Here is a 19,949-nt window from a genome sequence, read left to right as displayed (position 1 = left end):
TTACTATAACCAAAAGCGGTGAATGTTCATCCTGCGCTGTGTCACAAGCGCAGATGGAGATTAAGCCGCTTATCTCTTGACTTGATTGCGGCTAACCCGAACAATCGCCCATTCCACTGTAGTGGAGTCCGCCGCAAGCGTCCTCCAGCTCGGTGCAAAAGAGGCGCTATCCGTGCCGAACCGTGACACCCGCAACGCGTTACCTCGCGCTGGGAGGGTCAGCCCCGCAAGACCATGGGCTGCTCCGTTACTCGTCAAGCTGATGTTCCGAATCCACGATCACCGTCGTGCATGTCCGCTGACAGTAAGACCTACTTAAAGGGCCGCTCGTCTGTCGGGTGGCACACTGGCGTTCAAGAGGTGAAAAACGTGGAGCTCTTATCTGGCGCTGAAATGGTCGTCCGCTTCCTGCGTGACGAAGGCGTTAAGTACATCTACGGGTACCCGGGTGGTGCCCTCCTGCATATCTATGATGCCCTGTTCAAAGAGCCGGAACTGACTCACGTTCTGGTTCGTCACGAGCAGGCCGCGACCCACATGGCTGACGGCTACGCCCGCGCTACCGGTAAGGCCGGTGTCGTATTGGTTACATCCGGCCCGGGCGCGACTAATGCCATTACGGGTATCGCCACTGCCTATATGGACTCGATCCCCATGGTGGTGATTTCCGGCCAGGTGCCGAGCACCATGGTGGGTACTGATGCCTTTCAGGAAACCGACATGGTCGGTATTTCCCGTCCGATCGTGAAGCACAGCTTCATCATCAAGCATCCGTCGGAAATTCCTGACGTATTGAAAAAAGCCTTCTATCTCGCTGAATCCGGCCGCCCCGGCCCGGTCGTGGTCGACATTCCGAAGGACATGGGCGATCCGACCCAGAAGTTCGAGTACGTCTATCCGAAGAAGGTCAAGCTGCGCTCCTACAGCCCGGCCGTACGCGGCCACTCCGGGCAGATTCGTAAAGCAGCCGAAATGCTCCTGGCCGCCAAGCGTCCGGTGATGTATTCCGGCGGCGGCGTGATCATGGGCAATGCCTCGGCTCCTTTGACTGAGCTGGCGCAGATGCTCAACCTGCCGGTGACCAACACCCTGATGGGGCTGGGCGGTTATCCGGGTACCGATCGCCAGTTCCTCGGCATGCTCGGCATGCACGGCAGCTACACCGCCAACCTGGCGATGCACCATGCTGACGTGATCCTGGCCGTCGGCGCGCGCTTCGATGATCGGGTGATCAACGGTGCGGCCAAGTTCTGCCCGAACGCCAAGATCATTCATATCGACATCGACCCGGCTTCGATCTCCAAGACCATCAAGGCCGACATTCCGATCGTTGGCCCGGTGGACAGCGTGCTGACCGAAATGGTCGCCATCCTCAAGGAAATCGGCGAAACCCCGAGCAAGGAAACCGTCGCCAGTTGGTGGAAGCAGATCGACGAGTGGCGTGGCGGTGGTCGTTTGTTCCCCTATAACGAGGGTGACGGTTCGATCATCAAGCCGCAAATGGTGATCGAGACCCTGTGCGAAGTGACCAAGGGCGATGCTTTCGTCACTTCCGACGTTGGTCAGCACCAGATGTTTGCCGCGCAGTATTACCGCTTCAATAAACCCAATCGCTGGATCAACTCCGGTGGCTTGGGCACCATGGGCTTTGGCTTCCCCGCCGCGATGGGCGTCAAGATGAACTTCCCGGATGCCGACGTGGCGTGCGTGACCGGTGAAGGCAGCATCCAGATGAACATTCAGGAGATGTCGACCTGCCTGCAGTACGACCTGCCGGTGAAGATCATCAACCTGAACAACGGCGTGCTCGGTATGGTGCGTCAGTGGCAGGACATGCAGTACAGCAGCCGTTACTCGCACTCCTACATGGAGTCGCTGCCTGACTTCGTCAAGCTGGCCGAAGCCTACGGGCATTTGGGTATGCGTATCACCGAACTCAAGGATCTCAAGCCGGGTCTCGAAGAGGCCTTCGCGATGAAGAACCGTCTGGTGTTCCTCGATATCGCCGTGGATACCAGTGAGCACGTCTATCCGATGCAGATTCGTGATGGCGCGATGCGTGACATGTGGCTGAGCAAGACGGAGCGTACCTGACCATGCGACACATTATTTCCCTGTTGCTGGAAAACGAGCCGGGCGCACTGTCCCGCGTGGTCGGTCTGTTCTCCCAGCGTAACTACAACATCGAAAGCCTCACTGTTGCGCCGACCGAGGATCCGACGCTGTCGCGTCTGACCCTGACCACGGTTGGTCATGATGAGGTAATCGAGCAGATCACCAAGAACCTCAACAAGCTGGTCGAGGTGGTCAAGCTGGTCAACCTGTCGGAAAGCGCTCATATCGAGCGCGAGCTGATGTTGGTGAAGATCAAGGCCACCGGCGCCCAGCGCGCCGAGGTCAAGCGCACCACTGACATCTTCCGCGGCCAGATCGTGGACGTGACCAGCAGCGTCTACACCGTGCAACTGACCGGTACCAGCGACAAACTGGACAGCTTCATCCAGGCCATCGGCACTGCGTCGATCCTGGAAACCGTGCGCAGTGGTGTCACTGGTATTGCCCGTGGTGACAAGGTACTGAGTATCTGATTGCTGTGGCTATAGAGAGCCCCGCCCGGCGCGGGGCTTTTTATTGCCTGAAAGTCAGCGCTGACGATTCCAGAAGGCGGCGATCAGTGGATCCTTGAGACGCTTCTCCAGTGCGAACAGGCCAATGTCATACGCAGTCAGTGGTGGCTGGATGTCGTAGAGGCGTATACGGGCGGTCAGGGGGCTGTTGTCCAGCACGATCTGCGGCACCACGCCGATGCCGAAGCCCAGGCTGACCATGCTGACGATCGCTTCGTTGCCGCTGACCTGGGCGTAGATACGCGGCTTGATGTTGTGGTGTTTGAGCCAGCGGTCGCTGCGCGTTCTGGCCAGGCCTTCCTCGGAGAGGATCAGCGGTACATCCTTCCAGCTCTCCGCCGTCGGCTGCCTGAGCTGTTCCTCACTCAACAATTGTGGTGCCTGAGGGCCGATGAAGCGCAGCTCCGAGCGGGTGATCGACTGAAACTCCACGCCCGCCGGCAGGGTGTCTGGCCTGGCACCGATGGCCAGGTCCTCCTGGCCTTGTTGCACGCGCTCGACGGCTTTAGCCGGATCGCCGGTGTGCAGTTTCATTTCGATGCGTGGGTAGTCCTGGCGGAAGATGCTGAGTATGTCATAGAGGAAGCTGTAGCTAGCGGTCACCGAGCAATATAGGGACAGCTCACCATGCAGGCTTTGCTGATCCTGCATAAAGGTCTGGCGGATGGCTTGCCAGCCGTTTATGACCTCACTTGCGTACTCCCGAAACTGTTGGCCCTCACGGGTCAGGCGAACCGAGCGGTTGTCACGCAGAAACAGGGGCGCGCCGAGTTCGTCCTCGAGCTGCTTGATGCTGCGGCTTAGTGCAGAAGGGCTGACATGCTGCTCGCGGCTGGTTTTGCCGAAGTGCAGGTTGTCTGCCAAGGAGAGAAAGAGCCTGAGGGAGTGACTGTCCATTTGTGTTTCATATATCGGCATGTTGTGTTGCAAATATATCATTTTACGCAATGGATAAGATCACATAAGGTGCTTGCGTCGCGGTGCTTGCACCCATCCCTTTCGATTCAAAAGAGCCAAGAACATGAAAGTTTATTACGACAAAGATTGCGACCTCTCCATCATTCAGGGCAAAAAAGTCGCCATCATCGGTTATGGCTCCCAGGGCCACGCCCAGGCCTGCAACCTGAAGGATTCCGGCGTTGACGTCACCGTGGGTCTGCGTAAAGGCTCTGCTACCGTTGCCAAGGCCGAAGCCCATGGCCTGAAAGTGGCCGACGTTGCCACTGCCGTTGCTGCTGCCGATCTGGTCATGATCCTGACCCCGGACGAGTTCCAGGGCCAGCTCTACAAGAGCGAGATCGAGCCGAACATCAAGAAGGGCGCTACCCTGGCCTTCTCCCATGGCTTCGCCATCCACTACAACCAGGTCGTACCGCGTGCCGACCTCGACGTGATCATGATTGCGCCGAAAGCTCCGGGTCACACTGTGCGTACCGAGTTCGTCAAAGGCGGCGGTATCCCTGACCTGATCGCTGTTTACCAGGACGCTTCCGGCAATGCCAAGAACGTCGCTCTATCCTACGCCTCGGGCGTTGGCGGCGGCCGTACCGGCATCATCGAAACGACCTTCAAGGACGAGACCGAGACCGACCTGTTCGGTGAGCAGGCTGTTCTGTGCGGCGGTACTGTCGAGCTGGTCAAAGCCGGCTTCGAAACCCTGGTCGAAGCTGGCTATGCGCCGGAAATGGCCTACTTCGAGTGCCTGCACGAGCTGAAGCTGATCGTCGATCTGATGTTCGAAGGCGGCATCGCCAACATGAACTACTCGATCTCCAACAACGCGGAGTATGGCGAGTACGTCACCGGCCCGGAAGTGATCAACGCCGAATCCCGTGCTGCTATGCGTAATGCCCTGAAGCGCATTCAGAACGGCGAATACGCCAAGATGTTCATTACCGAGGGGGCTGCCAACTACCCGTCGATGACTGCCTATCGCCGCAACAATGCCGCTCACGGTATCGAAGTTGTCGGTGAGAAGCTGCGTGCGATGATGCCGTGGATCGCAGCCAACAAGATCGTCGACAAGACCAAGAACTAAGGTCTGCGATGTGCGAAAGAACGCGGCTTTATGCCGCGTTTTTTCATTATTGGGCAGTGCTTCTGGTATAAAGCCTGGGCGTCGGCGCCGCTGCGAGCGCTGTCGGCCATTCTTCAAATCCGTAGCAAGGTGTTGTTCATGAGTGAAGGTCACGAAGAGCCGAGGCGGTCGGGCGATGATATCGAAAGCCTGCTGCCGATCGACGAGCATGTGGAAGAGGGGCATGACGCCGAGGGGCGCAAGGTGCGCCATCGCGGGATCTACCTGCTGCCGAACCTGTTCACCACGGCCAATCTGTTCGCCGGTTTCTACTCCATCATCAATTCGATGAACGGCAACTTCTACGTTGCTGCGGCGACCGTATTCGTAGCCATGGTGCTCGACAGTCTGGACGGCCGTGTCGCGCGTCTGACCAACACGCAAAGCGCATTCGGTGCCGAATACGATTCGCTTTCCGATATGGTCGCTTTCGGCGTCGCTCCGGCACTGCTCGCGTTCGAGTGGGCATTGGGCAGCATGGGTAAGGTCGGCTGGATGGTCGCCTTCATCTATGTGGCTGGCGCCGCGTTGCGTCTGGCACGCTTCAATACCCAGATTGGCAGTGTCGACAAGCGCTATTTCATCGGTCTAGCTAGTCCGGCTGCTGCGGGGGTGGTGGCGGGTACCGTCTGGGCGTTCAGTGACTTCGGTATCCAGGGCTCCAATATGGCCTTTCTCGTCGCGCTACTGGTGGCTGCTGCGGGATGTCTGATGGTCAGCAATATCAAGTACTACAGCTTCAAGGATCTTGACCTGAAAGGCCGGGTGCCTTTCGTGGCCATCTTGGTCGTGGTGCTGGTGTTTGCGGTGGTGTTCAGTGATCCGCCGCGGATTCTGTTGCTGATCTTCCTCGCCTACGCCGTTTCGGGTCCTATTCAGTACCTGTTGCAGTTGCGCCGTCGTAAAGCGGTGTGACGCTGTAATTTCTTTCCCGCTCCGTGGTCTACAGTTCGTTTCTCGAACTGTAGTCGCGGAGTCGCCATGCTCATCCGAGTCCCTCCTTCCTCTCGGGCCCTCGAGTCCGAAGTCACTCCTGAGTCCGTTTACCTTTCTCGTCGCAAACTGATGCAGGGTTCTCTGGCGTTGGCTGCTGTCAGTGCTTTGCCTGCATGGGCGCGAGCCGACTCTCCTGGAAGCTACGCGGATGTCGAGTCGGCCAAGGCGCCGGCCTGGTTCGACGATAAACTCCCAGGCACTCGCTGGCAGGCCATTCGTGCGCAAGGGGAGAGCATTACACCCTTCAAGGATGCGACGCACTACAACAACTTCTATGAGTTCGGCACCGGCAAGGGCGATCCAGCGGCTAATGCCGGCAAGCTGCAGGTCGAGCCGTGGACGGTAACAGTCGATGGTGAAGTGGCTAAGCCAGGGCGTTACGCCATCGAAGATCTGGTCAAACCGCATGCCTTCGAAGAGCGCATCTACCGGCTGCGTTGCGTGGAGGCCTGGTCCATGGTCATTCCCTGGCTGGGATTCCCTCTGGCTGAGTTGCTCAAGCAGGTCGAGCCCACTTCTGCTGCGCGCTACGTGCGCTTTGAAACGCTCGTCGATGCGCAGCGCATGCCTGGCCAGCGCTCAGGTTTCTCACTGATCGATTGGCCTTATGTGGAAGGCTTGCGAATGGATGAGGCCATGCATCCACTCGCCTTTATGGCTGTTGGTATGTACGGCCGGGTATTGCCGGGGCAGAACGGTGCTCCTCTACGTTTGGTCGTGCCTTGGAAATATGGCTTCAAGAGCATCAAATCCGTCGTGCGTATCAGCCTGGTTGCAGAGGCGCCGAAGACGACCTGGGAGCGGATTGCCCCGAATGAGTACGGCTTCTATGCCAACGTCAATCCACAGGTCGACCATCCGCGTTGGTCGCAGGCCACCGAACGGCGTTTGCCTAGCGGCCTGTTCAGTCCAAACATCGTCGACACGCGTATGTTCAATGGCTACGACGAAGTTGCCGAGCTCTATGCCGGTATGGATTTGAAGAGGTATTACTGATGCGCTATCGGTTCTGGCGCATCGCTGTCTTCATCGCTGCGGCGGTATTGCCTCTTTATTGGTTGTATTGCGCATCTGTCGGGCTACTGAGTCCTGATCCTGGCAAGGTGCTGGTGGACAATCTTGGTCTCGGCGGTTTGATCCTGTTGCTGATCACATTGGCGATGACCCCCTTGCAACTACTGACCCGATGGGGAGGTTGGATCGCGGTGCGGCGTCAGTTGGGGCTGTGGTGTTTTGCTTATATTGCATTGCATCTGGCGGGCTACGCGGTGTTCATCGCGGGGCTGCGGTTGGATCGGGTTGCGCATGATCTATACGAGCGCCCCTACATCATTGTGGGTGCGTTGGCATTTGCGGGATTGTTGGTGCTGGCGCTGACGTCCAATCGCTTTAGCGTCAGGCGGCTTGGGCGCAGGTGGAAGGGGTTGCATCGCTCAGTCTATGCCATTTTGCTTCTGGCACTGCTGCATATGCTCTGGGTGGTGCGCGCTGATCTGGGTGAATGGTTGGTCTATGCGCTGATCGGCGGCAGTTTGCTCTTGGTTCGTGTGCCTAATCTTGCGGCTGCGGTGCAGCGCTTGGGTGGCCGCTGGCGGGGAAATCCGAAGAAAATTGAAATATAAGCTTGACGCGTATTCTGCTGGATGTAGAATGCGCGCCACTTCAGCGATGAAGCGCTTCAAAAACTTCTTGTTAATCAATAAGTTAAGTTGAATGAAGGGCTTGCAAAGCTGGATCTGGTGTGTAGGGATGGTCTGAAAAAGACTTCCCGAATCTGTTGAAATACGCTGATCCCGCCAGCCGAGTTTTTCCATGAAGCAGATGACCTTCGCCGACGCCGAGTACGCAGGTAAGCGCAAGCAGACCCGCAAAGAATTGTTCCTGATCGAGATGGATCAGGTGGTGCCGTGGAAGGGGTTGCTTGCCTTGATCGAACCGCATTACCCGAAGGGTGACGGCGGCCGTCCAGCCTACCCGCTGATGGCGATGCTGCGTGTGCACCTGATGCAGAACTGGTTCGGCTACAGCGATCCTGCTATGGAAGAAGCGCTGTACGAGACGACCATCCTGCGTCAGTTCGCTGGGCTAAGCCTGGAGCGCATTCCCGACGAAACCACCATCCTCAACTTCCGTCGTTTGTTGGAGAAACATGAGCTGGCGGTCGGCATCCTTGGCGTGATCAATGGCTACCTGGGCGATCGTGGCCTGTCGCTGCGCCAAGGCACCATCGTCGATGCCACGTTGATCCATGCCCCCAGTTCGACGAAGAACAAGGACGGCAAGCGCGACCCGGAAATGCACCAGACCAAGAAGGGCAACCAGTATTACTTCGGCATGAAGGCTCACATTGGTGTCGATGAGGAATCGGGTCTGGTGCACAGCGTGGTCGGGACGGCAGCCAATGTTGCAGACGTTACTCAGGTCGACAAACTGCTGCACGGCCAAGAGAACATGGTTGCGGCCGATGCTGGGTACACCGGCGTCGAGAAGCGGCTTGAGCATGAAGGACGCGAAGTCATCTGGCAGATTGCGGCGCGCCGGAGCACGTACAAGAAGCTGGGCAAGAACAATCCGCTCTACAAAGCCAGACGCAAGATTGAGAAAGCCAAGGCCCAGGTGCGTGCCAAGGTTGAACACCCGTTCCGGGTGATCAAGCGGCAGTTCGGCTACATGAAGACGCGCTTCCGAGGTCTGGCGAAGAACACGGCTCATCTGATGACCTTGTTTGCCCTGTCGAACCTATGGATGAGGGGGGGGCGGGCTGGCCCGCACCGCGCGTGGTTTAACCGCAGGTCACACGGGTGATGACGCGCTGCCCGTCGACATTCAGGTTCAGACGCTGGCCGTTGTATTCGAGGGTGACCACACTGGTTGGGGTGAGGATGCGTGCGCTGCTGGCACCGGCCTGCTGGCGGGCCTGCTCCAGCAGTTCAGGTGTGGCGGTCTGGCCCTTGAAATGTTCGACGGCGGATGAGGTGCAGCTATCGGGTGCTGGGCCGCTTGCGGCGGTGGTTGCTGGTGATTTGTCAGCGGTGCTACTGCAGCCGGTTGCGAGCAGGGCGGCGCCAAGGGCGAGACAGAGACGGATCTTGAGATTCAAGGCATGTGCTCCTTAGGGTTGCTGCGCGCTTTCCAGGCGCGCCAGACGTTCTTCGAGTGCGGCAATGCGCGCTTCCAGTTCGACCAGGCGATCATCGTTAGGTGCCGACGCTTCGCTGCGACTCTGCGGGCGGCTGGCGAGCAGGTTCTCCAGGTCAGCGGGTTCGCCCAGCAGGTGCATGTAACGATCCTCGCGCTGACCACTCTGGCGTGGCACGAGCACGGCCAGTCCCCGGCCAATCAGGCGTTCAAGCTGGTGTTGAACGTCTGCCACATCGTCGAAATCGTGCATGCGATTGCTGCGGGTGAGCAGTTCATTCAGTGTTTGCGGGCCGCGTAGCAGCAACAAGCCGAGCAGCACAGTTTGCGGCTTGACCAGTTCCAGTTGCTTGTCGCCGCGTTGCTCCCAGCGATCGGCACGACTACCCATTACCAGATGCACCAACTTGCGACCTTCCAGGCTACGCAGGTAGCGCCCGACTTCGCCGCTTTCCAGGGTCATCAGCGGCTCGCGGCTGGTCTTCTGGTTGCAGGCCAGTTGCAGTGCATTGAGGGTCAGGGGGTAGCTTTCCGGGGTGGTCAGTTGCTTTTCGATCAGGCAGCCGAGAATGCGGACTTCGATGGCGTGCAGCGGGTTTTCGCCAACCAGCGGGGACGGGGTGTAGGGCATGGCTCGATCCTGTACAGAAGAGCTGCGTAGCCTAACGGCATCTGCGCTCAGCCGACAGACTGCAATGTGTGTTCGAACATCTCATGGCTGGCGTTGAGCACCTGTTGGCGCGTCTGGCTGCTGACCATCATGCGCGCCAGCATCAGGCTGCCCAGACATTGTGCAAGGAGGTTCCAGGCCAGTTGCCCGTCATCGAGGATTTCGGCCCAGGCTTGCTGCAAGCGCACGATATGTTGCTCGGTGAGCAATTTTAGCGAATCGTCGGCGCGGGCTATTTCTGCGCCTAGAGCTGGCAGCACGCAGCCGCGATCCGGTTGTTCGGCATGTGCCAGGCTGAGATAGGCGTGAAGGCAACGGCGCAGCGCGTCGGTGCCATTGTGGCTGCCATCACCACCTAGACGCGCCAAACTGTTACTGAGCTCACGCTCGATCAGTTCAGAGAACAGTGCATCCTTGCTCGGGAAGTGCTTGTAGAAGGCTGCGCCGCTCAAGCCGACGGTTTTCATCAGAGCATCCACGCCACTCACGGCGAAGCCCTGCTGTTTGGCCAGTGCGCCGCTAGCGGCCAGTAGACGCTCGCGGGTTGCGGCTTTGTGTTCGGCGCAATAGCGCATGGCGTACTCCTTCTGGCTGGCTTGACCAGGTGCGATATGGCGCATAAGGTTCGTTTGGCTAACGATCGTTAGTCAATAGGAGAGGGCCATGAATGAGAACAAGAAGGTCGCCCTGGTCATCGGCGCCGGTGATGCCACAGGCGGCGCCATCGCCCGTCGCTTCGCTCGCGAGGGCTATGTGGCCTGTGTGACCCGGCGCAGTCTGGACAAGCTACAACCATTACTGGACGACATTCGCGATGAAGGCGGCGAGGCCTACGGTTTCGCCTCGGATGCGCGGCGCGAAGAGCAGGTGGCCGAACTGGTCGAAGGCATCGAGCGCGACATTGGGCCCATCGAGGTGATGGTGTTCAATATTGGCGCCAATGTGCCGTGCAGCATCCTCGAAGAGACCGCGCGCAAATACTTCAAGATCTGGGAAATGGCCTGCTTCTCTGGCTTTCTGACCAGTCAGGCGGTGGCTAAACGCATGGTCGGCCGTGGGCGCGGTACCATCCTCTTCACTGGGGCCACTGCCGGCCTGCGTGGTGCGGCGGGTTTTGCCGCTTTCGCCGGTGCCAAACATGGCATTCGCGCCTTGGCGCAGAGCATGGCCCGCGAGTTGGGTCCGCTGAATGTGCACGTTGCCCATGTGGTCGTCGATGGCGCCATCGATACGGCTTTTATCCGCGATAATTTCCCCGAGCGTTATGCGTTGAAGGATCAGGACGGCATCCTCGATCCTCAGCACATTGCCGACAGTTACTGGTATCTGCACAGTCAGCCGCGTGATGCCTGGACCTTCGAGCTGGACTTGCGACCCTGGATGGAGCGCTGGTGAGCATGCATCTGAACCACCCGTATCGCAGCACTCAGGAGGCGTGAATGAGCAAAACCGTGGAGTTTTTCTTCGATCTTGGCAGCCCTGCGTCCTACTTGGCGCACACCCAACTGCCGACCCTCTGCCAGGAGGTGCAAGCCACATTGGTGTATCGGCCGATGCTGCTTGGCGGGGTGTTCCAGGCCACCGGCAATGCATCACCGGCGATGATCCCTGCCAAGGGCCGTTACATGGTGCGTGACCTGATGCGTTTCGCCGAGCGCTATGGTGTGCCGATGCGTTTCAATCGGCATTTCCCCATCAACACTCTGACGCTGATGCGCTTGCTGGTAGCGGTGCAACTGCATCAGCCCGAGCGTTTCGCCGAAGCGCTGCGAGCACTGTTTCACGCCTTGTGGGTGGATGACGCGAATCTGGCCGAGCCAACCAGGGTGATTGAGGTGTTATCTGCTGCGGGCTTTGACGCCGCCGCGTTGCAGGCGCAGGCCGCCGAAGGCGCGGTCAAGCAAGCGCTAAAAGCGACTACCGAAGAGGCGGTCACGCGCGGCGTGTTCGGCGCGCCGACCTGTTTCGTCGAGGGGGAGATGTTCTTCGGTCAGGATCGGCTGGACTTCGTTCGCCAAGCCCTCGACCGCTGAAGCCTGGCACAATGCTCGGCATGTTCCTGTTTCGCCGAGTAGCCGATGAACCCTGAAGCACTGAAACTCCTAGTGACCCGGCGCATGCCCTATGGCAAGTACAAGGATCGGTTGATTGCCGACCTGCCGGGGCACTACCTCAACTGGTTTGCTCGTGAGGGCTTTCCCAAGGGCGAGTTAGGCCAATTGCTGGCCCTGATGCAGGAGATCGACCATAACGGCCTCAAACCGCTGCTCGATCCGTTGCGTCAGCGGTGATGGCAATGACGCCATCACTCGTCGCTGATCAGGCGTTTACCCAGGCTCACCGCGGCGTCGACCTGAAAACCAAGGCGTTCGTAGAAGGCGAGCGCATCAGGGTTACTGTTGCGCACCAACAGGCCCAGCTTGGGACAGCCCAACGCGAGCATCTTCTCTTCGATATGGTTTATCAGTTGCCGGGCCAGGCCCTGTCTGCGTTGTTCGGGGCAGACCGCCAGGTAGTTGATCCAGCCGCGATGCCCCTCATATCCGGCCATCGCTGAGGCCACCAGTTGCCCCTCACGTTCGCCCACCAGAAATAGCTCCGGCTGTACCTTGAGTTTGCGCTGGATGTCCTTGTATGGGTCGTTCCACGGGCGGATCAGGTCGCAGCGTTGCCAGAGGGCGACGATGGCGGCTTCGTCAGCAGGCTGGAAAGGGCGGATGTGCATGGCAGGCTCCAGGAAATGAAGCTGCCGTTTTAGCACAGGCAGTACGCCGAATTGTTGCTCAACACCTGCTCGTGTAAGTGCTCGGGCTCTGACTGGTGGCAATAGCCTCGATCCAGATTGTTGCGTGCTACAGCTTGAAGCCTTCGACGATATGCTCAGCCAGGCACTCGGTTACCGGCGAATGGCTGCTTTCCTTGCGTAGCAGCACGATGCTGGTTAGGGGCAATAACGGCAGACCTTCCGCTTCACCGAGGATGTGCAGGTCCGAGGTGATCAGGCTTTGCAGTTGCGCGGTCACAGCCAGGCCTGCGCGCACTACGGCGAAAATTGCCGAGAGGCTGGGGCTGGTATAGGCGATGCGGTAGGAGCGGTTCATTGCATCCAATGCATTGCAGGCCCATTCGCGGCAGAAGCAGTCGGCGTTGAACATCGCCAGCGGTATAGGGTTTTGCTCGTGCGGGGCGAAGCCCTGAGCCGCAGCCCAAACGAAGCGTTCTTGGCGCAGTAGCTGGCCGATCTCCATGCCGGGCTGGCGGGTGACGATGGTGAGGTCGAGGTCCTGGCGTTGCAGTAACTGCCCGGATGGCTCGCAGTGCACTTCCACTTGTACCAGCGGGTAAGCCTGAGCGAAGCGTGAAAGGATTTCCGGTAGAAAACGCATCACATAGTCGTCCGGCGTGCCGATGCGTACGGCGCCAACCATATGTGGCTCGCGCAGGGTGTTGAGTACCTCGCCATGCAATTTGAGGATGCGCCGCGCGTAACCCAGCAGCACCTGCCCCTCGGGTGTCAGGCGCACTTGGCGGCCGTCGCGCTCGAACAGCGTGCGCTGCACAACGTCCTCCTCCAGACGCTTCATCTGCATGCTGATCGCCGATTGGGTGCGATTTACGGCCTCGGCGGCGCGGGTGAAACCGCCGGTGTCGGCGATGGCAACGAAGCTGCGCAGTAATTCGGTATCAATGCTGGGGTGGTAGGCCATAGATCAATCCCTGGAATGGGTTGCATAAGAAACATTCGTTAGATTGATCTTATTTCCGGCCTGAGACTAATGCCAACACCACAGGGAGGGCGTTGGCATGAAAACTCAGAGAGGTTATGCGCTGGTGCGGGCTTGGGCGCCTGTGCGCTGGTCACGGTTGGCTGCGATGTACGAAGTGCTGCGCCGTTGGCGTCAGCTTGCGCGTGAACGCGATCAACTGGCGCGCCTGGATTTGCTGGAGCTGAAGGATCTGGGGCTGACTCGGGCGGATGTGATGCAGGAAAGTGAGCGGCCATTCTGGGATGATCCGCTGCGCAAATAACCATGGAGTGACGTGATGACGGCTGTGCGCAAGGGTGCTGATCTGTTCCTGTTTCAGTTGATGCTGCTGCTTTGCGCCATTTGGGGTAGCCAGCAGGTGGCGATCAAACTGGCGGCTGGCGATGTCGCACCCATGCTCCAGGTCGCTCTGCGCTCGGCTGTCGCCGCCTTGCTGGTTGGCTTGTTACTGCTTTGGCAGCGTAGCTGGCAGGGGTGGATTGGCTGTACTTGGCGCGCGGGTGTGCTGGCTGGCGTGCTGTTCGCCCTGGAGTTCTTCTTCATTGCCCTGGGCCTGCGGCATACCTCGGCCTCGCACATGGCGGTATTTCTCTACACCGCGCCGATCTTTTCGGCGCTTGGATTGCACCTGTTGCTGCCTAGTGAGCGCCTGCGACGCTTGCAATGGATGGGCATTGTGTTGTGCTTCGCCGGGGTGGTGATGGCTTTCGGCGTCGGCGGCAACTGGGCCGAGATTGATGGTGAGGTACTGCTGGGGGATGTGCTGGGCCTGTGCGCGGGCATGGCTTGGGGGGCTACGACCGTTGTGGTGCGTGGCTCGCGCTTATCCGAAGCGCCACCTGGGCTGACGCTGTTCTATCAGCTAGCGGTCGCTTGCGTTTTGCTGCTGGCTAGCGCACTGGTGGTGGTCGACTTCAGCCAGTTACGCTGGAGCCCCGTGGCCATCGGCAGCATCCTGCTGCAGGGCGTGGTGGTGTCGTTCTTCACTTACCTGACCTGGTTCTGGCTGCTGCGCCGCTACTTGGCGTCGAACATGGCGGTGTTTTCCTTCATGACCCCACTTTTTGGCGTGACCTTCGGCGTGCTGGTGCTGGACGAACCGCTGACCCTGAACTTCATCATCGGCGCGGCACTGGTGCTGTCGGGTATTAGCCTGGTCAGTAGTGAAGCCTGGTTGCGCCGACGTTTATCCCATTGGCGCGGCTTGCCGCAGCAGCCCTAATGCAAGGAGGCTGGAAAGTGTCTGTCTATCACTTGGCCCAACTGAATATCGCCTGGATGAAGGCACCGCTGGACTCGCCGCAGATGGCCGACTTCGTCGCTAATCTGGAACGCATCAATGCCTTGGCCGAAGCCTCGCCCGGCTATGTCTGGCGCTTGCAGGACGAAGTAGGCGACGCCACGGCGATCCGCCCCTTTGGCGACGACGTCTTGGTCAATATGTCGGTCTGGCAGGACGTGCAGTCGCTCAGCGACTACGTCTACAAGTCAGCGCATACCGAGATGCTCAAGCGCCGACGTGAATGGTTCGAGCGTGTCGAGCAGACGCATCAGGTGTTGTGGTGGGTGCCTGCCGGGCACCGACCGAGCGTGGTCGAAGCCGCTGAACGATTGGCCCGCTTGCGCGAGCATGGCGTCACGGCGCAGGCCTTTAATTTTCGGCAGGTGTTCTCAGCGCCAGCCTGAACTGCCTCATGCCTAGCGCCTTGGCATACGACTGATTGTCTGGCAGAACACCTGGCATGAGGAGCAACTGTATGGTGCTGACAGGTTGTTATTTCGGTCAGATTTAGAGGCTGTTATCCAGCAGAAACTGCAGTTCGCTGACACGCTCGATATTCATTTTCATTGGACAATAGTGATACATCGGTGACCCAACACGCCGCCCCTGCAGCTCACATTGGCCGTTGCGATAGCTTAGCCACGCTTTTTGTGTCGTCTCCAGTTGTTGAGCATCCTCTTGTGCGCTTGCCTTGTACCGCAGGAAAAGCTGCTGATAGATGTGGTTCATCTCCCGCTTTGCCTTGGCCGATACCTCTTGCGCGCAGACTGAAACGACGGAGTTGTTAGTTGTGCCATAGGCATCCAGGCAGTCCTGATACTGTTTGTCGTAGTCGGCCCAGGAAGTGAGTGGTAGGAGCGATAGAGTAGTGATTAGGTATTTGCTTGGCATCGACATGACTAACTTTTAGCTGAGCAAGGGCGAATTGCGGCCTCGGAGTATTTTCTTGCTTTACCGGTCCGGCGATAACTCAGCGCCGCACTTGCTTCAGTGTCTCGGCAATCATGAAGGCCAGTTCCAGGGACTGGTCGGCGTTCATGCGCGGGTCGCAGTGGGTGTGGTAGCGGTCGGACAGGCCGTCTTCGGTGATCGGACGTGAGCCACCGATGCATTCGGTGACGTTCTGTCCGGTCATCTCGATATGGATGCCGCCAGCATGTGTACCTTCGGCCTGGTGCGCGGCGAAGAACTGCCGGACTTCGCTGAGTATTTGCGCGAAATCGCGGGTCTTGTAGCCGCTGCTGGCCTTGATGGTGTTGCCGTGCATCGGGTCGGAGCTCCATAGCACCTGGCGACCTTCTTCCTTGACCTTGCGCAGCAGGCGCGGGAAGTGTGCTTCAACCTTTTCGGCGCCCATACGCACGATCAGGTTGAGGCGGCCCGGATCGTTGTCCGGGTTGAGCGTATCGATCAGGCGGATCAGCTCATCGGCATCTGTAGTTGGGCCGACTTTGACGCCGATGGGGTTCTCGATGCCGCGCATGAATTCGACATGCGCTCCATCGAGCTGACGGGTGCGGTCGCCGATCCACAGCATGTGCGCGGAGCAGTCGTACCAGCGGCCGGTGAGGCTGTCGCGACGGACGAAGGCTTCTTCGTAGTTCAGCAGCAGCGCCTCATGGGCGGTGAAGAAGCTGGTTTCGCGCAGTTGTGGCGCGCTGTCCATGCCCACGGCACGCATGAAGGCCAAGGTTTCGTCGATGCGCCCGGCGAGTTGGTGGTATTTCTCGGCCAGCGCCGAGTTGGCGATGAAGTCGAGGTTCCACTGGTGCACCTGATGCAGGTCGGCGAAGCCGCCCTGAGCGAAGGCGCGCAGCAGGTTGAGGCTGGCGGTGGCCTGGTGATAGGCCTGCATCAGGCGCTCGGGATCGGGTACGCGGCTGGCGGCGTCGAAGCCGATGCCGTTGACGATATCGCCACGGTAGGCCGGCAGGGTGACGCCATCGATGGTTTCGCTACCCGATGAGCGAGGCTTGGCGAACTGCCCGGCCATGCGCCCGACCTTGACCACCGGGCAGCCAGCCGCGAAGGTCATGACGATGGCCATTTGCAGCAGTACCTTGAAGGTGTCACGGATCTTCGCAGCGGAAAACTCGGCGAAGCTCTCGGCGCAATCGCCGCCTTGAAGCAGGAAGGCGCGGCCCTGGGTGACTTCGGCAAACTGACGGCGCAGCTCGCGAGCCTCACCGGCGAACACCAGCGGCGGGTAGCCGGCCAGGGCCTGCTCGACCTGCGCCAGGTGCGCGGCGTCAGGGTATTCGGGCTGCTGCTGTATGGGTTTGGCTCTCCAGCTCTGAGGGTTCCAGGCGTTGGACATGGCGTATCTCTGGCGGCTAATCAAGGCGGCTCGCATGGTAACCGATAAGGCTCTCGGCTCTGCGCGTAATTATCGCGTGACCGCACGGGGTTGCATCGCCGACAATCGGTCCAGTTGCCTGGCTGTAGGGCTCAAATGTAAGGATTAGGAGCAGGGATATGCCGGGTTTACCGCCGAGCGAAGAGATGAAGATGCTGGACGAAGTTCTGCTGGCCGAAGTACGCGATGCCTTCGGGGTAATCCGCGTGGTGCAGATCGGTGCCTATCGTTTTCTTGAGTTCGGTGAATGCATCGAGCAGAGCTGTGTGTTTCCCGCAGATCCAAGCTGGCTGGAGTATGACTACACACGCGCCATGCTCTTGGGTGCGTTGGCTCATGAGCGGCCGGAAACCGCGCTGTTTCTCGGGTTGGGTGCAGGTAATCTGACTCAGGCCTGCCTCAAGTTCCTGCCGCTGGAGGATGTCGAGGCTATCGAGCTGCGCCCGGATGTGCCGCGACTGGCCATGGAGTTTCTCGGCCTTGATGACGACCCACGCTTGACCATTCGTATCGGCGATGCCGTCGAGCTGCTGGCAAGTGCGGAAACTGCCGATTTGATCTTTCTCGATCTGTACACCGATCAGGGGCCGGGCGTTGGGCATTTGGCCTGGAATTTTCTCGAACAATGCCAGGCCAAGCTCAACCCAGGTGGCTGGTTGATCATCAATCAATGGGCCGCTAATGACGGCAAGCCTCTGGGCGCCGCTTTGCTGCGAGGGCTGTTCCACCGCCATTACTGGGAGTGCCCGGTAAAAGAAGGCAACGTGGTGATGTTGATTCCCGCTGATCTGCAGCAAGAGCTGGATTTCGACTTCCTGCGTGCGCGTGCTGATGAGATAGCGCCAAGATTGGGCTACTCCTTGCAGCATTTGATCGATTCGCTGCGGCCTGCTAGCTAGGGGCGTTTCAGGCGCTTTCAGACGAAAAAACCTGTCCCCCTGGCTGAAAATTCCTGTATGATCCGCGCCCGGCCAAAACGGCCTCGTCACTATCACAAAGCTTGGCTTTGTTGTCGGTTCGCCACGGCGAACTACTCTTGACGTTTCATCCATCGTTTTCGCAAATGCCCGTCTATCGGCTGCCAGGGTGACCCACAAGGTCCTACATGGCACGTGCAGCCTTTGTTCCTGGGTCTTTGCGGATGCACAGAGGCAGACCCATGACCCAGGAAACCGGCGGCTTCGCCGCACTCGGACTTCACCCCAATATTCTCGCCGCTCTGACCGCTGTTGGTTACGAAGAGCCGTCGCCGATTCAGTCGCAGGCCATCCCAGTAATCCTGGCCGGCCACGACATGATCGGTCAGGCTCAGACCGGTACCGGTAAGACCGCCGCCTTTGCGCTGCCGCTGCTGTCGAAGATCGACCCGGCCAAGCGTGAGCCGCAGGTGCTGATTCTCGCGCCGACCCGCGAGCTGGCCTTGCAGGTGGCCACCGCGTTCGAAACCTATTCCAAGCAGATGCCAGGCGTGAACGTCGTTGCCGTTTATGGCGGCGCGCCGATGGGCCCGCAGCTCAAAGCCATCCGCCAGGGTGCACAGGTCATCGTGGCGACTCCGGGGCGTCTGGTTGACCACCTGCGTCGCGACGAGAAGGTGCTGTCCACCATCCAGCATCTGGTGCTCGACGAAGCCGACGAAATGCTCAAGCTGGGCTTTATGGATGATCTGGAAATCATCTTCGAAGCCATGCCGGAAAGCCGCCAGAGCGTGCTGTTCTCCGCCACGCTGCCGCACTCGATCCGCGCTATTGCCGAGAAGCACCTGCGCGAGCCGCAGCACGTCAAGATCGCCGCGAAGACTCAGACCGTCTCGCGTATCGAGCAGGCGCATCTGATGATTCACGCTGATCAGAAGATCAACGCCGTCACCCGCTTGCTGGAAGTCGAAGATTTCGATGCGCTGATCGCTTTCGTGCGTACCAAGCAAGCCACCCTGGATCTGGCTGCTGCGCTGGAAGCCAAGGGCTACAAGGCCGCCGCGCTGAATGGCGACATTGCCCAGAACCAGCGCGAGCGCGTCATCGACTCGCTCAAAGATGGCCGTCTGGATATCGTCGTCGCTACTGACGTGGCTGCCCGTGGTATCGACGTGCCGCGCATCACTCACGTATTCAACGTCGACATGCCGTACGACCCGGAGTCCTACGTGCACCGTATCGGTCGTACCGGTCGTGCTGGTCGTGAAGGTCGCGCGCTGCTGCTGGTCACGCCGCGTGAGCGCCGTATGTTGCAGGTGATCGAGCGTGTGACCGGGCAGAAGGTCGGCGAAGTCAAGCTGCCGAATGCCCAGCAGGTGCTCGATGCGCGCATCAAGAAACTCACCAGCAGCCTGGCGCCGCTGGTAGCCGATGCTGAAGCCAGCCATGGCGATCTGCTCGACCGTCTGACCGCCGACATCGGTTGCAGTCCGCGTGCTCTGGCCGCTGCGCTGCTGAAGAAGGCCACCAATGGTCAGGCGCTGGATCTGGCTAGCGTTGAGCGCGAGCAGCCGCTGGTGCCTAGCGTCGGTGCGCCGCGTGAGCGTCGTGAGCGTGACGGTGAGCGCAGTGGCGAGCGTGGCGAATACCGCGAGCGTCGTGCGCCGTTGCCGTTGACAGAAGGCCGCGTGCGTTGCCGTACTGCTCTGGGTACTCGCGACGGCATCGCCGCGAAGAACCTGCTCGGCGCCATCCTCAATGAGGGCGGTCTGGCCCGTGAGGCCATTGGCCGGATTCAGATTCGCGAAACCTTCAGCCTCGTAGAGTTGCCAGAAGACGGCCTGGATCGTCTGCTCGGCAAGCTCAAGGACACTCGCGTTGCCGGTAAGGCGCTGAAGCTGCGTCGTTACCGCGAGGATTGATCCTCCCGCTATTGAACGAGCCCCGCTCTGTCAGGCTGTGTGAAAACAACTGCGCCCGGTCATTCGGCGTTAAAAACAGGTTCAGAATGCTCATTTACAGCTCGTAAACTGTGCTTCCTCGCCTGTTTTGCCTTGCCTGACCTTCGCTCGCTACGTTTTCACGCGGCCTGCCTGTGCGGGGCTTGTTGCATCTGCGT

The 19,949-nt window shown here is 59.4% G+C and carries 22 protein-coding genes and 1 pseudogene; 15 read left to right on the top strand and 8 right to left on the bottom strand.

Going from position 1 to position 19,949, the window contains the following annotated elements; translation table 11 throughout:
• The first annotated feature begins 369 nt into the window (after positions 1–369).
• Together AERO9A_RS08060 and ilvN are read left to right on the top strand one after the other, a co-directional pair.
• A complete protein-coding gene (locus AERO9A_RS08060; protein ID WP_159971383.1) occupies positions 370–2,094 on the top strand; it encodes an acetolactate synthase 3 large subunit in 1,725 nt (574 codons plus the stop codon).
• Positions 2,095–2,096: 2 nt separating this feature from the next.
• A complete protein-coding gene (gene ilvN / locus AERO9A_RS08055; protein ID WP_003243161.1) occupies positions 2,097–2,588 on the top strand; it encodes an acetolactate synthase small subunit in 492 nt (163 codons plus the stop codon).
• Between the two features lie 54 nt (positions 2,589–2,642).
• Here the strand turns inward: ilvN and ilvY are convergent, their stop codons facing one another.
• A complete protein-coding gene (ilvY, locus tag AERO9A_RS08050; RefSeq protein ID WP_159971382.1) occupies positions 2,643–3,524 on the bottom strand; it encodes an HTH-type transcriptional activator IlvY in 882 nt (293 codons plus the stop codon).
• Positions 3,525–3,648: 124 nt separating this feature from the next.
• On the opposite strand from ilvY, the gene ilvC reads away from it, so the two are divergent.
• The 5 genes from ilvC to AERO9A_RS08025 all read left to right on the top strand — a co-directional run bounded on the left by ilvC (position 3,649) and on the right by AERO9A_RS08025 (position 8,505).
• Positions 3,649–4,665 (top strand): ketol-acid reductoisomerase, encoded by a 1,017-nt coding sequence (ilvC, locus tag AERO9A_RS08045; RefSeq protein WP_159971381.1) that lies wholly within the window; start codon positions 3,649–3,651, stop codon positions 4,663–4,665.
• 138 nt (positions 4,666–4,803) lie between these two features.
• Positions 4,804–5,619: a CDP-diacylglycerol--serine O-phosphatidyltransferase gene (gene pssA, locus AERO9A_RS08040; RefSeq protein ID WP_159971380.1), complete on the top strand. Its 816-nt coding sequence runs from the start codon at positions 4,804–4,806 to the stop codon at positions 5,617–5,619.
• 66 nt (positions 5,620–5,685) lie between these two features.
• Positions 5,686–6,696, top strand: coding sequence for a protein-methionine-sulfoxide reductase catalytic subunit MsrP (gene msrP / locus AERO9A_RS08035; protein WP_159971379.1), 1,011 nt, complete (start codon positions 5,686–5,688; stop codon positions 6,694–6,696).
• Positions 6,696–7,322, top strand: coding sequence for a protein-methionine-sulfoxide reductase heme-binding subunit MsrQ (gene msrQ, locus AERO9A_RS08030; RefSeq protein ID WP_159971378.1), 627 nt, complete (start codon positions 6,696–6,698; stop codon positions 7,320–7,322). Before msrP ends, msrQ begins: the two co-directional genes overlap by 1 nt.
• A 190-nt stretch (positions 7,323–7,512) precedes the next feature.
• A complete protein-coding gene (locus AERO9A_RS08025; RefSeq protein WP_159971377.1) occupies positions 7,513–8,505 on the top strand; it encodes an IS5 family transposase in 993 nt (330 codons plus the stop codon).
• On the opposite strand, the gene AERO9A_RS08020 is transcribed toward AERO9A_RS08025, so the two are convergent.
• From AERO9A_RS08020 to AERO9A_RS08010, 3 genes are read right to left on the bottom strand one after another with little or no spacing between them, the layout of a single operon-like run.
• The gene (locus tag AERO9A_RS08020) at positions 8,483–8,800 is read right to left on the bottom strand and encodes an I78 family peptidase inhibitor (RefSeq protein ID WP_159971376.1); all 318 of its coding nucleotides are present in this window, start codon (positions 8,798–8,800) and stop codon (positions 8,483–8,485) included. The genes AERO9A_RS08025 and AERO9A_RS08020 overlap by 23 nt on opposite strands.
• 12 nt (positions 8,801–8,812) lie before the next feature.
• Complete coding sequence (locus tag AERO9A_RS08015; RefSeq protein ID WP_159971375.1) at positions 8,813–9,469, bottom strand: YceH family protein; 657 nt, start codon at positions 9,467–9,469, stop codon at positions 8,813–8,815.
• Positions 9,470–9,516: 47 nt separating this feature from the next.
• The gene (locus AERO9A_RS08010) at positions 9,517–10,083 is read right to left on the bottom strand and encodes a TetR/AcrR family transcriptional regulator (RefSeq protein WP_159971374.1); all 567 of its coding nucleotides are present in this window, start codon (positions 10,081–10,083) and stop codon (positions 9,517–9,519) included.
• Positions 10,084–10,171: 88 nt separating this feature from the next.
• Between AERO9A_RS08010 and AERO9A_RS08005 the strand changes: the two genes are divergently transcribed.
• The 3 genes from AERO9A_RS08005 to AERO9A_RS07995 are packed head-to-tail and all read left to right on the top strand — an operon-like array spanning position 10,172 to position 11,799.
• Entirely contained in the window at positions 10,172–10,903 is a 732-nt protein-coding gene (locus tag AERO9A_RS08005) for an SDR family oxidoreductase (protein ID WP_159971373.1), read from the top strand.
• A 44-nt stretch (positions 10,904–10,947) separates the two neighbouring features.
• Positions 10,948–11,541 carry a 2-hydroxychromene-2-carboxylate isomerase gene (locus AERO9A_RS08000; RefSeq protein WP_159971372.1) on the top strand — a complete coding sequence of 198 codons (594 nt, stop codon included), beginning with the start codon at positions 10,948–10,950 and terminating at the stop codon, positions 11,539–11,541.
• A gap of 45 nt (positions 11,542–11,586) precedes the next feature.
• Positions 11,587–11,799 carry a DUF3820 family protein gene (locus tag AERO9A_RS07995; protein ID WP_159971371.1) on the top strand — a complete coding sequence of 71 codons (213 nt, stop codon included), beginning with the start codon at positions 11,587–11,589 and terminating at the stop codon, positions 11,797–11,799.
• Between the two features lie 14 nt (positions 11,800–11,813).
• On the opposite strand, the gene AERO9A_RS07990 is transcribed toward AERO9A_RS07995, so the two are convergent.
• Together AERO9A_RS07990 and AERO9A_RS07985 are read right to left on the bottom strand one after the other, a co-directional pair.
• Positions 11,814–12,233 carry a GNAT family acetyltransferase gene (locus AERO9A_RS07990; protein ID WP_159971370.1) on the bottom strand — a complete coding sequence of 140 codons (420 nt, stop codon included), beginning with the start codon at positions 12,231–12,233 and terminating at the stop codon, positions 11,814–11,816.
• A gap of 127 nt (positions 12,234–12,360) precedes the next feature.
• A complete protein-coding gene (locus AERO9A_RS07985; RefSeq protein ID WP_159971369.1) occupies positions 12,361–13,215 on the bottom strand; it encodes a LysR substrate-binding domain-containing protein in 855 nt (284 codons plus the stop codon).
• 97 nt (positions 13,216–13,312) lie between these two features.
• Here AERO9A_RS07985 and AERO9A_RS07980 point away from each other — a divergent pair, with 97 nt between their 5' ends.
• Genes AERO9A_RS07980 through AERO9A_RS07970 form a run of 3 tightly spaced genes read left to right on the top strand, consistent with a single transcriptional unit; the run spans position 13,313 to position 14,961 of the window.
• Positions 13,313–13,537: a DUF1127 domain-containing protein gene (locus AERO9A_RS07980; protein ID WP_159971368.1), complete on the top strand. Its 225-nt coding sequence runs from the start codon at positions 13,313–13,315 to the stop codon at positions 13,535–13,537.
• Between the two features lie 15 nt (positions 13,538–13,552).
• Positions 13,553–14,497 (top strand): DMT family transporter, encoded by a 945-nt coding sequence (locus AERO9A_RS07975; RefSeq protein WP_159971367.1) that lies wholly within the window; start codon positions 13,553–13,555, stop codon positions 14,495–14,497.
• A gap of 17 nt (positions 14,498–14,514) precedes the next feature.
• A complete protein-coding gene (locus tag AERO9A_RS07970) occupies positions 14,515–14,961 on the top strand; it encodes a DUF3291 domain-containing protein (RefSeq protein ID WP_159971366.1) in 447 nt (148 codons plus the stop codon).
• 103 nt (positions 14,962–15,064) lie between these two features.
• Here the strand turns inward: AERO9A_RS07970 and AERO9A_RS07965 are convergent, their stop codons facing one another.
• Together AERO9A_RS07965 and AERO9A_RS07960 are read right to left on the bottom strand one after the other, a co-directional pair.
• Entirely contained in the window at positions 15,065–15,454 is a 390-nt protein-coding gene (locus tag AERO9A_RS07965) for a lysozyme inhibitor LprI family protein (protein ID WP_256665877.1), read from the bottom strand.
• Positions 15,455–15,527: 73 nt separating this feature from the next.
• Entirely contained in the window at positions 15,528–16,874 is a 1,347-nt protein-coding gene (locus AERO9A_RS07960) for a class II 3-deoxy-7-phosphoheptulonate synthase (protein ID WP_159971365.1), read from the bottom strand.
• A gap of 158 nt (positions 16,875–17,032) precedes the next feature.
• Between AERO9A_RS07960 and AERO9A_RS07955 the strand changes: the two genes are divergently transcribed.
• Positions 17,033–17,812 carry a spermidine synthase gene (locus AERO9A_RS07955; protein WP_372239641.1) on the top strand — a complete coding sequence of 260 codons (780 nt, stop codon included), beginning with the start codon at positions 17,033–17,035 and terminating at the stop codon, positions 17,810–17,812.
• A gap of 228 nt (positions 17,813–18,040) precedes the next feature.
• Positions 18,041–19,752, top strand: a pseudogene (locus AERO9A_RS07950) (DEAD/DEAH box helicase).
• Positions 19,753–19,949 lie beyond the last annotated feature (197 nt).

The organism is Pseudomonas sp. 8Z (assembly GCF_902506535.1).
Taxonomy (GTDB): Bacteria; Pseudomonadota; Gammaproteobacteria; order Pseudomonadales; family Pseudomonadaceae; genus Aquipseudomonas.
Note: the sequence above shows the minus strand (reverse complement) of the source record. Positions and strands in the feature narration are given on the sequence as shown.

Coding starts and splice junctions, on each gene's coding strand:
- ilvN (WP_003243161.1), top strand. CDS start 2,097: ATGCGACACATTATTTCCCTGTTGCTGGAAAACGAGCCGGGCGCACTG.
- ilvY (WP_159971382.1), bottom strand. CDS start 3,524: ATGGACAGTCACTCCCTCAGGCTCTTTCTCTCCTTGGCAGACAACCTG.
- ilvC (WP_159971381.1), top strand. CDS start 3,649: ATGAAAGTTTATTACGACAAAGATTGCGACCTCTCCATCATTCAGGGC.
- pssA (WP_159971380.1), top strand. CDS start 4,804: ATGAGTGAAGGTCACGAAGAGCCGAGGCGGTCGGGCGATGATATCGAA.
- msrP (WP_159971379.1), top strand. CDS start 5,686: ATGCTCATCCGAGTCCCTCCTTCCTCTCGGGCCCTCGAGTCCGAAGTC.
- msrQ (WP_159971378.1), top strand. CDS start 6,696: ATGCGCTATCGGTTCTGGCGCATCGCTGTCTTCATCGCTGCGGCGGTA.
- AERO9A_RS08025 (WP_159971377.1), top strand. CDS start 7,513: ATGAAGCAGATGACCTTCGCCGACGCCGAGTACGCAGGTAAGCGCAAG.
- AERO9A_RS08015 (WP_159971375.1), bottom strand. CDS start 9,469: ATGCCCTACACCCCGTCCCCGCTGGTTGGCGAAAACCCGCTGCACGCC.
- AERO9A_RS08010 (WP_159971374.1), bottom strand. CDS start 10,083: ATGCGCTATTGCGCCGAACACAAAGCCGCAACCCGCGAGCGTCTACTG.
- AERO9A_RS08005 (WP_159971373.1), top strand. CDS start 10,172: ATGAATGAGAACAAGAAGGTCGCCCTGGTCATCGGCGCCGGTGATGCC.
- AERO9A_RS08000 (WP_159971372.1), top strand. CDS start 10,948: ATGAGCAAAACCGTGGAGTTTTTCTTCGATCTTGGCAGCCCTGCGTCC.
- AERO9A_RS07995 (WP_159971371.1), top strand. CDS start 11,587: ATGAACCCTGAAGCACTGAAACTCCTAGTGACCCGGCGCATGCCCTAT.
- AERO9A_RS07990 (WP_159971370.1), bottom strand. CDS start 12,233: ATGCACATCCGCCCTTTCCAGCCTGCTGACGAAGCCGCCATCGTCGCC.
- AERO9A_RS07985 (WP_159971369.1), bottom strand. CDS start 13,215: ATGGCCTACCACCCCAGCATTGATACCGAATTACTGCGCAGCTTCGTT.
- AERO9A_RS07980 (WP_159971368.1), top strand. CDS start 13,313: ATGAAAACTCAGAGAGGTTATGCGCTGGTGCGGGCTTGGGCGCCTGTG.
- AERO9A_RS07975 (WP_159971367.1), top strand. CDS start 13,553: ATGACGGCTGTGCGCAAGGGTGCTGATCTGTTCCTGTTTCAGTTGATG.
- AERO9A_RS07965 (WP_256665877.1), bottom strand. CDS start 15,454: ATGTCGATGCCAAGCAAATACCTAATCACTACTCTATCGCTCCTACCA.
- AERO9A_RS07960 (WP_159971365.1), bottom strand. CDS start 16,874: ATGTCCAACGCCTGGAACCCTCAGAGCTGGAGAGCCAAACCCATACAG.
- AERO9A_RS07955 (WP_372239641.1), top strand. CDS start 17,033: ATGCCGGGTTTACCGCCGAGCGAAGAGATGAAGATGCTGGACGAAGTT.